The organism is Arthrobacter sp. P1_H7 (genome assembly GCF_056405215.1).
Window position 1 is genome coordinate 14,759 of sequence record NZ_JBFUCO010000018.1, and the last position, 13,668, is coordinate 28,426.

The 13,668-nt window shown below is 62.5% G+C and carries 13 protein-coding genes and 2 pseudogenes; 8 read left to right on the top strand and 7 right to left on the bottom strand.

Going from position 1 to position 13,668, the window contains the following annotated elements:
* The first annotated feature begins 24 nt into the window (after window positions 1-24).
* A complete protein-coding gene (locus AC1DXI_RS17395; protein ID WP_476939640.1) occupies window positions 25-408 on the top strand; it encodes a TfoX/Sxy family protein in 384 nt (127 codons plus the stop codon).
* A 45-nt stretch (window positions 409-453) separates the two neighbouring features.
* On the opposite strand, the gene AC1DXI_RS17400 is transcribed toward AC1DXI_RS17395, so the two are convergent.
* Window positions 454-1,191: a hypothetical protein gene (locus AC1DXI_RS17400; protein WP_476939641.1), complete on the bottom strand. Its 738-nt coding sequence runs from the start codon at window positions 1,189-1,191 to the stop codon at window positions 454-456.
* 164 nt (window positions 1,192-1,355) lie between these two features.
* A complete protein-coding gene (locus AC1DXI_RS17405) occupies window positions 1,356-2,615 on the bottom strand; it encodes a S8 family serine peptidase (protein WP_476939642.1) in 1,260 nt (419 codons plus the stop codon).
* Between the two features lie 227 nt (window positions 2,616-2,842).
* Here AC1DXI_RS17405 and AC1DXI_RS17410 point away from each other — a divergent pair, with 227 nt between their 5' ends.
* Entirely contained in the window at window positions 2,843-3,322 is a 480-nt protein-coding gene (locus AC1DXI_RS17410) for a hypothetical protein (RefSeq protein ID WP_476939643.1), read from the top strand.
* 97 nt (window positions 3,323-3,419) lie between these two features.
* Window positions 3,420-3,821: pseudogene (locus tag AC1DXI_RS17415) on the top strand (alkaline phosphatase D family protein); the annotation flags it as partial.
* A 31-nt stretch (window positions 3,822-3,852) separates the two neighbouring features.
* On the opposite strand, the gene AC1DXI_RS17420 reads toward AC1DXI_RS17415, so the two are convergent.
* Together AC1DXI_RS17420 and AC1DXI_RS17425 are read right to left on the bottom strand one after the other, a co-directional pair.
* The gene (locus AC1DXI_RS17420; protein ID WP_476939644.1) at window positions 3,853-4,701 is read right to left on the bottom strand and encodes an esterase/lipase family protein; all 849 of its coding nucleotides are present in this window, start codon (window positions 4,699-4,701) and stop codon (window positions 3,853-3,855) included.
* Window positions 4,702-5,139: 438 nt separating this feature from the next.
* Window positions 5,140-5,502, bottom strand: a complete 363-nt coding sequence (locus AC1DXI_RS17425; protein WP_476939645.1) for a hypothetical protein — start codon at window positions 5,500-5,502, stop codon at window positions 5,140-5,142.
* A 214-nt stretch (window positions 5,503-5,716) separates the two neighbouring features.
* Here AC1DXI_RS17425 and AC1DXI_RS17430 point away from each other — a divergent pair, with 214 nt between their 5' ends.
* The 3 genes and pseudogenes from AC1DXI_RS17430 to AC1DXI_RS17440 all read left to right on the top strand — a co-directional run.
* Window positions 5,717-6,292: an HNH endonuclease gene (locus tag AC1DXI_RS17430; protein ID WP_476939646.1), complete on the top strand. Its 576-nt coding sequence runs from the start codon at window positions 5,717-5,719 to the stop codon at window positions 6,290-6,292.
* 216 nt (window positions 6,293-6,508) lie between these two features.
* Complete coding sequence (locus tag AC1DXI_RS17435; protein ID WP_476939647.1) at window positions 6,509-6,883, top strand: PH domain-containing protein; 375 nt, start codon at window positions 6,509-6,511, stop codon at window positions 6,881-6,883.
* A gap of 227 nt (window positions 6,884-7,110) precedes the next feature.
* Window positions 7,111-8,214 (top strand): annotated as a pseudogene (locus AC1DXI_RS17440) (flavin-containing monooxygenase); the annotation flags it as partial.
* A gap of 22 nt (window positions 8,215-8,236) precedes the next feature.
* Here AC1DXI_RS17440 and AC1DXI_RS17445 read toward each other — a convergent pair.
* Entirely contained in the window at window positions 8,237-9,004 is a 768-nt protein-coding gene (locus AC1DXI_RS17445) for a hypothetical protein (protein ID WP_476939648.1), read from the bottom strand.
* A gap of 75 nt (window positions 9,005-9,079) precedes the next feature.
* Between AC1DXI_RS17445 and AC1DXI_RS17450 the strand changes: the two genes are divergently transcribed.
* Complete coding sequence (locus AC1DXI_RS17450; protein WP_476939649.1) at window positions 9,080-9,388, top strand: alkaline phosphatase D family protein; 309 nt, start codon at window positions 9,080-9,082, stop codon at window positions 9,386-9,388.
* A 51-nt stretch (window positions 9,389-9,439) separates the two neighbouring features.
* Window positions 9,440-9,595 (top strand): hypothetical protein, encoded by a 156-nt coding sequence (locus AC1DXI_RS17455; protein WP_476939650.1) that lies wholly within the window; start codon window positions 9,440-9,442, stop codon window positions 9,593-9,595.
* 100 nt (window positions 9,596-9,695) lie between these two features.
* On the opposite strand, the gene AC1DXI_RS17460 is transcribed toward AC1DXI_RS17455, so the two are convergent.
* Entirely contained in the window at window positions 9,696-11,969 is a 2,274-nt protein-coding gene (locus tag AC1DXI_RS17460) for a DUF262 domain-containing protein (RefSeq protein ID WP_476939651.1), read from the bottom strand.
* A complete protein-coding gene (locus AC1DXI_RS17465) occupies window positions 11,966-13,663 on the bottom strand; it encodes a DUF262 domain-containing protein (protein ID WP_476939652.1) in 1,698 nt (565 codons plus the stop codon). The genes AC1DXI_RS17460 and AC1DXI_RS17465 overlap by 4 nt, the downstream gene beginning before the upstream one ends.
* Between the last annotated feature and the right edge of the window lie 5 nt (window positions 13,664-13,668).

Below are 13,668 nucleotides of genomic sequence, written 5' to 3' on the forward strand. Positions count from 1 at the left end.
CCGTCAGTTACCGAAGGAAGCCCCATGGAAATGCCGAAAGCGTCCGACGCCGACAAGGAGCACTTCCGCTCGGTGCTGCCTGACCGTCCGGAGGTGGTCATCAAGCCGATGTTCGGAAACCTGGGGGCGTTCGTGCACGGCAACATGTTCGCCGGCCTGTTCGGCCCCACCATCGGCGTGAAGCTGGCCGAGGCGGACAAGGAGATGCTTGAAAGCACCGAGCGGACCGTTCCGTTCGGGCCGCCGGAGCGTCCCATGGGCGGCTATACCGGATTGCCGGAAGTCTGGAACGCCGAGGGCGACGGCGATGAGGCGCGGGCCAAGGCCTGGGTGGACAAAGCGTTTGAGCACGTGGCCGGGCTGCCGCCCAAGGAGCCGAAGGTCTCTAAGCCCCGGCCCAAAAAGTAGCCGCTCGACGCCGGCCCTTGAGGACCCGCCAATGGCCTTAGAAGGCTAGGGCTGGGAAACATTCACGAGTTCTGACCGGCTCCCTGTTTCCAGATCCTCGGTCAGGACCAGCGCACCGACCTGGGGGCAGTGATATTTATACTCCCGTGCATTCTTCTCAAGCGGCGTCCAGTCGTAGACCTTGACGCAGTCGGTGTAGGTGCCAGATTTGGTGGAGACGGTCTCGCCGGTGGCGGCGGTGTCCCGTATGTCTTCCGCATGACCAACGTAGAATTCCTGCCGGTAGGAATCGCCGACGCGCTGCTCGGCCTTCATCCAGATGCCGGCTTTTGCCCCGTCCCGTCCATGTAAAAAGCTGCCGGAGTGGTTCACCAACACTCCATTCAGGTAGTTGTCCACGTCCTCCCCGAAGTACCACACGTCGCCGTTGTTGTGTTGCGCCAGGTAATCCCGGGTTTCCTCGACGAGCTGACCGTTCTTGTATTCCTTATCCAGATACACCACCGTCTCGACGCCCTCTATGGTCATTGTTTCCGGCAGGATTTCGATCTCAACCCTCTCGGTGACTTTTCCCTGCTCGGTGGTCTCGTACGTTAATTTCTTGCCGACAGGGAGGGCGAAGTACTTGTTGGTGATCTTGGTGGTGAAATCGGCAGGGCTGATCTGCGGGTTGTACTCCGCGGCCCTGCTCCTGTTCGTGTTGTCAAGGACAAATAATGTCACCCCGCCAACAACCAGCAACAGGACGAGGCCACCAAAGAAGATTTTGGTTCGTGAATTCATGACCTTTCCCACTCCTCCTGAGTAGAAATTCCTGTAGGGCGTGGATTGTCGGAAGCAACCCCCGAGCAGGCTGCACTCAAACGCCAACTGAAGCGCAGCTCAAGTCCTTCTGTGACCTGGGAAACGTGGAGATCCACCTGGCACCGGTTGTGGAAGGCTGTAACCTACCGGACGGCTTTGTCAGCGTTTACCCGCCCATGTGACCAGTAGGTGCCCGTGCCAGAAATCTTGTCGGCGGTTGACTCGACGTTTGCGCGGACTGACGTATTTGTGGCGCCAGCGTGGGAGCTCCAGGCGAGCGCGGCAGTTGCAGCGACGATGGGTGAGGACATCGAGGTCCCGTTGCCGACGTCGTACCCGAAAGAGCGATTGTTCTGCGTCCCGAGGACAAACGTGTGGTTCGGGAACGTTGAGTAGACATTCACTCCGGGTGCTGCGACGTCCACCCAGCTGGCTCCGTAAGTTGAGAACGATGCCTTGGCGTCGGTGTTGTCGGTAGCGGCGACGGCAATGACGTTGGGGTATGCGCCCGGGTAGATCTTGGTCTGGTTACTGCCGTTGCCTGCTGCGGCAACGAGCACCACACCCTTACTCCAGGCGTTGTTGACGGCAGTTTCGAGGGTGCGTGACGCCCGCACTCCGAGGCTCATATTGATAACCTTCGCACCGTTATTCACAGCCCAATTGATACCGTTCGCAAGGCTCGAGCTCGAGCCGACCCCGCTGTCGTTGAGAACTTTGCCGTCCAGGATGGTGCATCCCGGACACACACCGGCGACGCCAACCGTGTTGTTGGCGGTGGCGGCGACAATGCCGGCCACGTGCGTGCCGTGCCCGTAGTTGTCCTCACCGGCTTTCCCGATGCTGAAGTTGGCGCGTGCAGCAACCTTCGGTGTGATGTCGACGTTGTCGCTGGCGACCCCGGAATCGAGAACAGCGACTTTGATGCCGCTCCCTGTCGTGACGCCCCAGGCTTCGACGGCGTCGACATCAGCGTCCGCTGTGCCCCCGGCTACAGACAGCGTGTTGGCGGTGTTGGTAAATGCCTGACCGTTGTTTTGCAGAGCGTACTGGCGGGGGAAATATTCGTCAGCCGTAGCGGCGGTAACGGTTTCGTCCGGCTCGGCGTACTCAACTGCCGGATTCCGACTGAGCGCTTCGACGAGCTGGAGCTCCCGACCGGCCGGTACCTTGACGAGTTGAGCGCCAGTGCTGCCGACCCCGGGGCCCTCCCCGAGGCCGTGCTGGCGCAGTACGCCCGCTGCCGAGCCATTGTCGCGGAACTTGACCATGATGTGCCCCGCACTGGGTGACGACTGGGCCGCCGCGCTGCTCGTGCTCGTTGCGTTGCTTGGGGCTGCCAACGTGATGGTGCCGCAGCCTATGACTACCGCCGCGAAGCCAGCTATAACGGTTGTTTTCATGCGGAGTATCTTGCTTCAATCTGCGCCAGGTAGATAGGGTCGGTCGGCACATTACGTGCAGGCTTCCCGGGCGACGTGGTCATCGTCTCCGCCGTCGGCGGGAGGTTCTATGGCCCCCTCGATGTGGACCTCCCCGAGAAATAGTCCCGCATCACCGGGCTGGATGCTCCCCGCGGGTCTAGGGTGAGACGGTCGGCACCCGCCGCGAAAACCCTCAAGGAGGGTGCATGACTTCCAGCCAGTCCAGCTCCGAACAATTCGGACAGCACCTGAAAAGCGTCGGCGGCTCAGAGGCCGACGCCGACGGTTCCGCCTACGTCGTCACGGAGAAAGACACCGTGGAAAGCGTCGTCTCGGGCCTGCGGATGAAACAGCAGGAGCACGGCAATCTGGCCAGCGAGCCCTCCATCCTCCATGCCTCGGCCCAAGTCCTCATCAGCAGGCGCGATGAGAAGGATCCGGCCCATCACGCCGGGACCTCCCAACCGGGGACGTATCAGCTGGACATTCACCTTGGCGGCGGCCACAGCACCCGGGAATCCATCCCCGAAAAGGACCTGGAATCCGCCCAGATCTGGGCACAGGGACGGATCGACGCCGAATGTGCGGACTTCGGTGCCATCTACTTTCCCTCCGGCGGCGGCACTGCCCCCGGAACGGGTGCACTGGAGTGCACCTACGACCGTGCGGTGGGCTGGTACCGGTAGGCTGCGTGCCCCCGGCCTGACCAATAGGTGACGCCCCCGCGCCCGCTGTCGACTGCACTAAAGCACAGGCCGTTTCCGGCACCGTGCGTCCGGAGAAGCGCGGGACGGTTATGCCGCGTCGCGCCGCCGCATCACGCCGGGCTGGGTGGACGCGAACGTGCGCAACGCCGTCGTCCTGACCGGCGACGTGCACCGCAACTGGGCCAACGACGTCAAGGTGGACTACAAGGACCCGGCGTCGCCCGTGGTCGGCGCGGAACTGGTGTGCACGTCCATCACCTCCGCCGGAAACGGCTCAGGCTCCACCACGGAGCCGGTGATGGCCTGGAACCCGCACCTGAAGTTCACCAACGACAACCGCGGCTACGTGAACACCCGCATCACGAAGGACGCGATGACCGCTGACTTCCGGACGCTGGACTACGTCACGACGCCGGGCGCCCCCGTGAGCACGAAGGCGTCGTTCGCGATCCGGGACGGGGTGCCGGGGCTGCAGTAGCGCCACTCCCCCGGCCCGCCGCCACGCACTGCTAGACGCATTTGGGCTCGTAGGCCGGATCGGCGGGCCCGGACGCCTTGCCCAGTGCGTGGGCCACAATCTGGTGCACCACGGGGTCGTTCGGCGTCTGGTCATGTTCGATCGGATCGGCCGGGCACTTGTCCTGGATGGTGATGTTGGTGACCTGCCGCGCCGGACCGTTGAGGGACTGGCTGTTGTAGGGAATGACCACTTCGTCGTGCACCGTGGAGATCACGGTGTAGGAGGGGCCCGCAACGGTATCGCCGATTGAGTTGAGCTTCTGCATGAAGGCCGATCCGGCCTGCTGGTCTGCGCAGGCGACACAACCCACGCCGGTGTAGTCAGGATCTGCGACAGCGCCCGGCTGCGGGGCGATCACCCCTTCGGTGCCGTGGTTGGAGGGCGCGATCCCGATGAGCTGATGGACATTCTTGGCGCCGCCGAGAAAGCCCATGTAGTAGCGGGGCATCATGCCGCCCTGGCTGTGGCCCACGAGATCCACCTTCTTGGCGCCGGTGGCGGAACGCACCTTATCCACGAACGGGGCGAGCTGCTGCGCCGAATCGGCGACCGGCGCGGTGGCATACACGCCGTTGGTCTCACCGTAGTTGAGGGCGAAGACGCAGTACCCGGCGCTCTTGAGGTATGGCGAGAGGGTGGACCAGTTCTTGTCCATGCTCTCAAAGGTTCCCGGCACCAGGATGACCGGATACGGATGCTCGGCGCTTGGTTTGCAAGACCAGTCATTGGCACCCGGCGGGGACAGCTCAACAGTTCCCGCATGGGCGGGAGCCACGGCCAGGGAACCGGCCAGGACGGCAACGGCAGCGGTGGACAGGACTTTGGTGAGCAGCGACATGGAAACCTCTTTGTTCGTGTGTCAGCGGGCTGCGGGCCAGCAGTAATGCCTGTGCTGCGGGTCAGCCAGGGTTGCCCGGATACTCAACGGTAGGCAGCCCGGGGCCAGGTGCGGCTATGGATTTGCACGGATGTGCACGAAAACCGGTTCCGCGGGCGAACCTTGTCCGCCCGGAAACATCGCTCCCCCGCGACGTAAAGTTACTGGCCAGTACACTCTTTTCGCCGGAGAGCGGCCTGGGACAACCGCCAACCGCGCCTGCACAAACGTTCATTCCACGAGACGCCGGCGGCCGCGCGATAGCCGCGTGGCTGGCGCAGGACCACCCGGACCTGGTGCTGCAAAAGCTGGACGACGGCGGCGACGCGCCCGCCGTCGTCGGCTCCACCTGCCGTCGGGCCCGTGGAAAACCTCAGTGAAGCCCGCGGTGTCCGGCGTCTAAACGTCCGCAAGGTACTTGACGATGCCTTCGAGCAGTTCGTCCCGGAACTGCTCGTCACAGTCCTCAATAGGGCTCGTCGCGACCAGATGATGGCCGCCCTCCCTGATCTGGTACCAGCTTGGTACCTTCCGCAGGACCCAGGTTCGAGTTGCGTTATAGAGCAACCCCTCGGTGTCCACGGCAAACCGCCGGGCAGCGTCGGCCTCCAGCGTGAATGACCATCCTTCACCGACACCCCCTGCGAAGACCCACGGATGCATGGACTGGTCAGCACTGACGATGTCCTCCCGCGGTAGTTGGCGACGGCGACAGACCCGCACGAACGTTTGCAGCGCCTCTGCGAGGACCGGATCTTCCATCGTCACAACTTACCCGCCAGCATTCGCAAACCCGGCAAATGCATCGGGCTCTTCGGTTGGCATAAACGGCTGTGGTCCGATGGATCGGCGCACCAACCGTACTTACGAGAAAAATGCTGTGACAAACGCAGAATTGTGGGCCCGACGGTACGATCTGTCTAGCTGCAGCGCCGCACGGATTCGACCGGGCTGAAGATCGATGGGGGACGACTGAATGCTGGACCTGAAACGCATTTACTGGAGCCGCCAGGCTCTGCGCGTGGCCTATTCGGCGGTGGTTATGTGGTTGGGCGCCTCCGTTGTCCTGGCGCTCATGCCGAAGGCCAATGCGGCGGGCAGCCGCAGCGCAGCCACCGTCGCTGAAATTCTTCGCGGCATGGTCGACGGCGTTTTGGCCGCGGTCACCGTCCCCGGGCTTTTCCTGGTGGTTCTAACGGTTGTTGCGGCCGTCATTCGCTCCAGAGACCTGAAACGCAGGGACCCGGTCCGGCGTTTCAGCCGCCAGCAGCGCCGCGAAGGCATGTCGCGGGCAGAAGGTCAGTGCGAGATGGAGGCGGGCTTCCGCCGCCGGTGTTCCCGCCCTGCGGAACACGGTGACCACTTCTACCCGTGGTCCAAGGGCGGATCCACCAGCCTGCAGAACTTCGTCGCCGCGTGCAGCAGGTGCAACCGTGCGAAAGGCGCCCACATCCCGTCGCCAGGCCAGCAGGAAAGACTGGAACGACGACGGCGGACGTACGTAACGCTTGAGGATGCGGTTGCCGTCGGCGAACGGCAGCCGTTTGCCTAAGTTGTAGGCGATACGTCGAGCATCGGTATGTGCCGTCGCCTGCCTGTCGCAGATGTCCCGGATCCGCTGGAAACGGGGACCTCACCGAAAATTTCGCGAACCCTTCCTGGATATGAAGGGCGCCATCGCGACACGCCGATCGCAGGTCACGGCGGCCCGGCATGCCTTTGTAACACTGAACTCCGAGGCTTGACCACACGAAAAGGAGCCACCCCCTTGGAAGCAGCAGCAGTGACCACGTGGATGTTCGTCGACGAATGTCCGATTCCCAATGACGTCGCGGAACTCATGGTGCCGGGCGAGCAGCCGGTGGCCGCGTACAAGACGTTCCGGGATAGCGCCATCTTTACCACCAAGCGCATGATCGTCCGCGACGCCCAGGGCCTGACTGGCAAGAAGGTGGAGGTGTACTCGCTGCCCTATTCCCACATCAACATGTGGTCATCAGAGAACGCCGGGAGATTTGATCTCGATGCAGAGCTGGAGCTTTGGACCCGCGCGGGGCATATCAAAATTAAGACGGGCAAGAAGGTGGATGTGCGCCGCCTAGACATGCTGATCGCGCATTCGGTCCTCGGCGCCCAGCTGTAACGCGGATCTTCTTCAACTAGAAATTCGGCAACCTTGACGCAGTTCAACCCCTGCGACCCGGAAACGGTAAGAGGACACGCAATTCGTGTCCTCTTACCGTTTCCGCGTTCAGGCCGTACTTCTCTGGGGATTCCGGCTGGAGGTGCAGGGAAGGACCGCTGGGAATCTGCTGTACGTGGCGACGCTGCGGGCATATCCTGCCACCAAAGTCAGCCCTGCACCTTTGCCTGAACACGCCGAACTTCTCGCTCGCGCTGCCCGGCATGCCTTATGACGGCCCCGCCCCGGAAGCATTCATGCTGCGAGATGACTTCATCGGCCATTTCCGGCACTATGCGGAGAGCATCGACGCCCCTGTCCGGACGGGCGCGGATGTCACGCGTATCGCGCCCGCGGACGGCGGCGGCTTCGACGTGGCCACAACCCTGGGCAGCTGGCGGGCCCGGAACGTGGTGCTCGCTACCGGCGGTTACCAGAAGCCGAAAATCCCCGCGCTGTGGGCGCAACTGCCCAGCCACATCCTGCAACTTCACACCGACAGCTACCGCAACCCGGGCCAACTGCCCGAGGGTGCCGTGCTGATCGTTGGCACCGGCCAGTCCGGCGGCCAGATCGCCGAGGAACTGCTCGCCGTCGGCCGCGAAATCCACCTGGCGGTGTCTACGTGCCCGGAAGCACCGCGCCGGTACCGCGGCCAGGACCTCCTTTATTGGATGATGCAGCTTGCACAATTCGGCCCCGACTACGGACTGAACGGCCTCACCGTGGGGCAGCTGCCCTCCCCCGCGGCGAGGTTCGCCTGCAACCCGCTGGTGTCCGGCGCCGACGGCGGCCACGACATCCACCTGCGGGACCTCGGCCGGCGCGGCGTCCGGCTGCACGGCCATTTGGAAGCAGTCGACGACGGCGACCTCGTCTTCAGTGATGACCTTCCGGAACGCCTGGGCGTGGTGGAGGCGGCGTTCTACCAGCGGATGAAGCCGATGTTCGACAGCTATATTGCCGCCGCCGGCATGTCGGCACCGGAGCCGGAGCCGCCGCGCAAGGACGACTGGCTTCCTTCGGAGCCGGCGCGGCTGAATCTCGAAGCCGGCAACGTCATGTCGGTCCTCTGGGCCACGGGCTACCGGCTGGATTTCAGCATCTTGGACATCCCGGTGCTGGACGAATGGAACTACCCCCGGCACCACCGCGGCGTCACCGAACACCCGGGTTTGTACGCCGTCGGGCTGCCCTGGCTGACCGGGTATGGCTCGTCGATCGTGGCGGGTGTGGGCCGCGATGGCGAATACGTTGCGCAGCACATCGCCGGGAACATCGCCGCCCGGTGAAGGCGACGTTCCAGAGGGGTGGCTACCCCGCGCAGGGCCCGTCGAAGTCCACCGGTGCGGCGAGGCCGGCCGAAGTGAACCATTCCCTGGCCCATGCCTGGACCGCGGGTATCGCGAGTTGCTCGGCAACACGCTCCGGCGGCCCGTCGAAAACGGACTTCCCCTCCTCGAGGAGGTCCCCGGTGCCGCTGCCGGCGAGGAGCCCGAAGAGGGCAGGCTGGTCGAGGAAGGGAAGCTTCCCGCCGTCGCCGTCGGTCAGCACGCCCCAGCGCGAGGTGAACAGCGAAAACTCCTCCGGACGTTCCCCGTGGTCCGCCACGAGCGGGCAGGCTTCGCCGTCGAGCTGGATCCGCCGGTAGTTGGGCTCCGTTTCGTCGAGGGCCATCAGTTGGACATCGTCCAGCCACGAAAGCCAGACCGCTGTGCACTCTCCCATCAGCGGATACGGGGCTGCGGCGATGTAGCCGGCCTTGCTCACGTGGGCGGAGTGGCCCACGGCGATGTTGCGGAGCTGCCCCCGGACCAGCGGGAGGACCGCGCTGACAGGCTGGTGGTAGTTGGCGAATTTCCGCCGCATCACGTCAGCGCTTGAATTCGAGCCGATGGAAACCACCAGGGAACGGGCTTCCAGCGGTGCCGCGCCGGCTTGCGCAAGGGCTTCATGCAGTCCGGCCGAAAGCTCAAGGGGCCGGAATTCATCGCCGTCCATGACACCCGAGGCCACGGGCGGGTCCCACGGATACAGCAGCGGATCTGGATGGCCGGCGCCGCCGTCCCCGCCCAGTCCCATGGACTTAGCCGGATGAAGCCTTCGGCATCCTGCTGGACTAATCAAGGTGGCCCGCTTTCATGGTCGGGACTTCCAGTGTCCCGCACTTTTGGGGGAACTGGACCTTCGGCGATTGGGGAGCCCCGGATCCCGGCGCCTGATATCGACGACGTCTCCATGGACGGGTGGGACGCCTACGCCGCGTCGCGCCGGCGCATCACGCAGGGCTGGGTGGACGCGAACGTGCCCAACGCCGTGGTCCTCACGGGCGACGTGCACCGCAACTGGCCCAACGGCGTCAAGTTGGATTACAAGGACCCGGCATCGCCCGTGGTGGGGTCGGAACTGGTGTGCACTTCCATCACGTCCACGGGTAGCGACAGCGCTCCATCAAGGATCCCGTGATGGCCTGGGACCCGCACCTGAAATTCTACAACGACAACCGCACCTACGTGAGTGAACACCCCCATCACGAAGGACGCCATGTCCGCTGACTTCCGGGTGCTGCACTACGTCACGACGCCGGGATCCCCCGTCCGCACGAAGGCTTCGTTCGAGATTCGGGACCGGTTCCGGGGCTGGAGCAGGCCTAACGTCCCGCAAGTGACCTGATTGACAACGCAGGGGTGGTCAGCATTATCTGCTGGCCGCCCCACCGTTGTTATTTGCTTGCATCGAGTCGCGACTCAGAACTTTGTGGAGGATCTGGTCATCACAGTCCCGCGTCAAGAAGCCGCCGCACAATGTCTGTTCCGATCGCGATGCGGTCAACCGTGTCGATTCCGTCCATCTGTTTGATCTCGATGATGCCGCCCTGCGACGCACCGAGCTGGCGCCGGAGCGAATCGTACAGCCCCGCGAAATCGTCCCGCGCAGGTCCTGACAGTTCAAACCCTGTGGCGACTGAGCGAACCCCGATACCGCTGCGCGTGAGCCGCAGCCATCGCGGAACGGTCTCATGTCCGGTGAACCAAGGGTCTTCGACGTCGTTTGGGTTACCGAGATTACGCCAAATTGCGAGGAGGTAGGGATCCCGGTACCTACTATTGAGCGTGCTTGTACCACCGCGGAGCATGCACAGCGAGTATCCCAGCGCTCCGCCTTCTGAGTAGTAGATTCCCGAGCCGCCTTCACGCATGGTCGAGTATTTCACCAGGTAGTACCGCCAGTCGAAGTCGAGCTCCGATTCACGCTGGGCGAGCCATTCGGATTGCACTGCCACTAGCGTCGGCTTCAAGTCGTCGCCATCATCGATGGCGTCTAGGAGCTTGGCAAGAGCGGAGCGCGTTGCGGAGAGGGCCTCACGGTCTGCGCCGGTGAGCAGTTCTCGCCATGCATTTTCGAAACGCTTGGACCCTGTTCCGAATTGAAACTTTCTATTGTTTGTCGTCCGTTGATACTCGCCGGCCGCTAGGAGCGCACCAGTGGCCTCGAGCCAGGACTCGGGCTCTGACGCCAGGCGAAGGAACGCGTCTGACCGAGCATCGAACTTCGCCGGATCTAGCCAGAAGGCGCCGATCGACCCACGCAGAAGGTTATGGTCTTCCAAGCGATGAAGCGTCTCATTGAGCTCGGGGTTTGCGGCCAGGAACTCGCTTTTCAGCAGTTCGTCCTCAACCTGCTGCTTGTTGAAGCTGTCAATTTCGCCGAGAGCGCCGTTTCGAACAAGTCGTTCGACGTCCCGGAGCAACCTAGGCATCCGGTCAACGCGTAGCTCATTCGTGGAAGCTTCTATGAGATTACGCAAGGAGCGGATCCGGGCCCGGAGCGCGTCTGTCTCGTACATGAGATGGAGGAGTACCGCATAGAGCAGGAGGCTCTGCCCGAACGTGAAGATCCTTGTTCTGCCGCTTGTATCTCCGAAGGCGCGGCAGCACGCGTCGAACAAGTTGATCCGCTGGTCTCGGAAGAACAGCGCAATTCGGTCGGATTTAACCCCGTCCTGCCGCTCGGTGATACCTCTGAAGAGCCCGCTAAATACCCCGTCGACGTCGCGGCCAACCCATACGTCGAACGCCTTAAACAGCAAGTCCAATGATTCTGCCCGCTTGGGATTGGCCCCACCAAACACCCGCTCAGTGCGACGGCTGAGACGTTCGCGACCCTCACGAACGTCGACGTCAGGAGCGAGCCACTCGCACAACTCGGTGATGAAGCCGATGTAGCGCATGAATTCGTCGTCGACCAGGTCGTCGTCGCCGCGGAATCCCCAGAGTAAGTCTGACCACGCGCCGTCAACATTTAGCGAAAACTTCTCGGCGCGGTCGGTGGACTCGATAGATTTCTCAAAATGCGCTTTGAAGTTTTCGAACTCAGTCAGAGGCTTCCCACGTGAGTTCATCTTGATGTAGAGGTCCGCAGCCGAGCCCATGTCAGGCGGTGCGAGCAAGAGGAAGGTCACCGCCGGCTCGATCGGGTCTACGAGCCGCGCCCAGGCCATCTTGGCGTCCGCCGTCCGAAATTGCATGTGAATTGCGTCGAGCATGACAAGCATGGACTGGATTGTTGGATCGTGGCGCCAGACGAAGAGGTACCACGGCTGATCAGTGACCCATGCTGACGGCTGCTCAACAGTGTCTGGCAGCGGGGACATCACAAGCCGTTCGCAGAATAGCCGTGCACTCGGCCGAGTGGCGTAGGAGAACTTCATCCATGCCTGAGAAGAACGAAGCTCTCCCGCTCGCGACGCGAGATACCAGTGCAGCAGAAACAACGTGGTGAGCCGCTGCTGACCGTCGAGAGGCTCCAGCACACCGGACTTCACTTCGCCGTAGACGAAGTCAAGGTCGACCGGAGCAGGTTTCTCCCCGGCGACGGCCAAGTGCAGAACGTCAATGAAGTTCTTGCGGATCTCGTCGACAGCGACACTTTCGCGGCCCTGCGCGTAGTCCCGCTGAATCAGCGGGATCTCGATCGCTTGAATCTCATCAGCGCCGTTGGGCAAGAAGAGGCCGGTGAACGTCGTGGACCGGCTTGGGGTACTCACGCTTCGCTCACTTCTTCCGTCAGATACGCGCCGATTTCATGGCGGAATGCGTCGAGATAGGCGCGACGATCCGATGCGCCCCAAAAGTGGACCTGCTGGGCACTCTCGTCTGTGTAGTACTTCAGGAACACATTTCGTGTACACACGGGGATATACGAACCCACGCGGTCCCTTCGGAGTATTTCAAGCCGCTTTACTTCGAAGACCGCGTTACTCAGCGCGCTATTGTCTCGGCTGTCGAGAAGAGCAAGATTGTCAATGACGTGCACGTCACCCTCCGCACCCTCATCACCGGAAGAAAAGATCCTGTTGACTTCGCGCTCCAGCTCCCGAAACGTTTCCCGACTGATCGTTGGGATCGCGTCGTCGATCCGACGGATAATGTCGCGACGACGGCTCTCGTCGAGCGGCAAACCAACTAGCGCGTCACGGTGCAATCGGAGCCAGCTCGACCATTGCTCGCCTGTATTGAGTGCTTCGGCATTCTGTGCGTGGATGTGCTCCAGCGACCACGTGCCGGCCGCGTGCGCACGGAATGAATAGCGCTCCGAGGAATGTTGCATTTTGCGAATTGTTTCGACGTTCATCAAGAGCAGTGCCTGCGACGCCTTCTCCCGTCCCGCCGCGCTCTCGTAGGAGAGCCCGGATAGTGCTGTATCCGTCAGGGCCAATTTCGTCTTGATCCTGTCGTCGAGTGTCGTTTCGAAGCTGCTCCTGGTCTTGCCCTCCGCGGCAACAACGAGTTCACCAAAAGGGGTCCTTGTCGCGACCAAATAACCGACCTTATGGAACACGTTTCGGTCCTCGAACCAGCCGAGGATCAGGGAATGGAGGTCAATGACTCTGTTCCAGAAAGTCTTGTAGTTGGCATCGATCTCGGCTCGGAGCGTACCAAACGTTTTGAAGGGCGTACGCTCGCGTCCGGTCGGCCCGCCTGCAAGGGTATCGAGCAGCAGGCTTATGTGATTCGCGTGGCTGTTCGCGTGACCCGTAACGAATGCCCAAACCTCGGGCGTCCGGAGATCGCGCTCGAGTGCGTCCCACTGCGCGGCGATCTCCTGCGACCGGTCGGGCTGACCTATCGACCCCTTGGCGCGGGTCAGTAGGAGCGCCTTGACCAGTTCGGCGTCCGTCAATGGGATGCGACCTATGTTCAGCCGCGTGAACAAATCAGTGGAATCCGTCGCCGCGGGTGCCTCGTACCAGATCACCTTCACGCGACGCGACAGATCCGTGTAGAAGTCGATTGCCGCCTGAGTCTCGCCAGACCCCAGTGCCTCGAACCACGATCTGATCGTAGAAGCAGCCTTGTGGATGTGGAAGAAGTCGATGTTCTGCCTGCTTCCGACCTCATCTGGGTCCTTCAGGTAATCCTGGCTTCCGACGCGGGTCTCATACTCGAGCTCAAACTGCGCGCTCACCGACGGTAACGATCGGCGAATGTCCTGCAGGATCAGGAACAGCGTGGTGAGTCGCTGCTGGCCGTCCACGAGTTCCCAGCGACCGTCGGCCATGCGTTTCACGACGATGGGCTGCAGATAGTACGACGATTGCGCACGGCTTTCGGCAACATCGTCGAGGAGACGGGTCACCTCCTCAACGCCCCACCGGTACCCGCGCTGATAGGCCCGGATGAAGAACCTGCCTTCAATATCGCCGACGAACCGCTCTTCGAGCAAACCTGATGTCCCCATGTCCG

Coding starts and splice junctions, on each gene's coding strand:
- AC1DXI_RS17425 (WP_476939645.1), bottom strand. CDS start 5,502: ATGGAAGATCCGGTCCTCGCAGAGGCGCTGCAAACGTTCGTGCGGGTC.
- AC1DXI_RS17420 (WP_476939644.1), bottom strand. CDS start 4,701: ATGTCGCTGCTCACCAAAGTCCTGTCCACCGCTGCCGTTGCCGTCCTG.
- AC1DXI_RS17405 (WP_476939642.1), bottom strand. CDS start 2,615: ATGAAAACAACCGTTATAGCTGGCTTCGCGGCGGTAGTCATAGGCTGC.
- AC1DXI_RS17400 (WP_476939641.1), bottom strand. CDS start 1,191: ATGAATTCACGAACCAAAATCTTCTTTGGTGGCCTCGTCCTGTTGCTG.
- AC1DXI_RS17410 (WP_476939643.1), top strand. CDS start 2,843: ATGACTTCCAGCCAGTCCAGCTCCGAACAATTCGGACAGCACCTGAAA.
- AC1DXI_RS17465 (WP_476939652.1), bottom strand. CDS start 13,663: ATGGGGACATCAGGTTTGCTCGAAGAGCGGTTCGTCGGCGATATTGAA.
- AC1DXI_RS17430 (WP_476939646.1), top strand. CDS start 5,717: ATGCTGGACCTGAAACGCATTTACTGGAGCCGCCAGGCTCTGCGCGTG.
- AC1DXI_RS17395 (WP_476939640.1), top strand. CDS start 25: ATGGAAATGCCGAAAGCGTCCGACGCCGACAAGGAGCACTTCCGCTCG.
- AC1DXI_RS17445 (WP_476939648.1), bottom strand. CDS start 9,004: ATGGGACTGGGCGGGGACGGCGGCGCCGGCCATCCAGATCCGCTGCTG.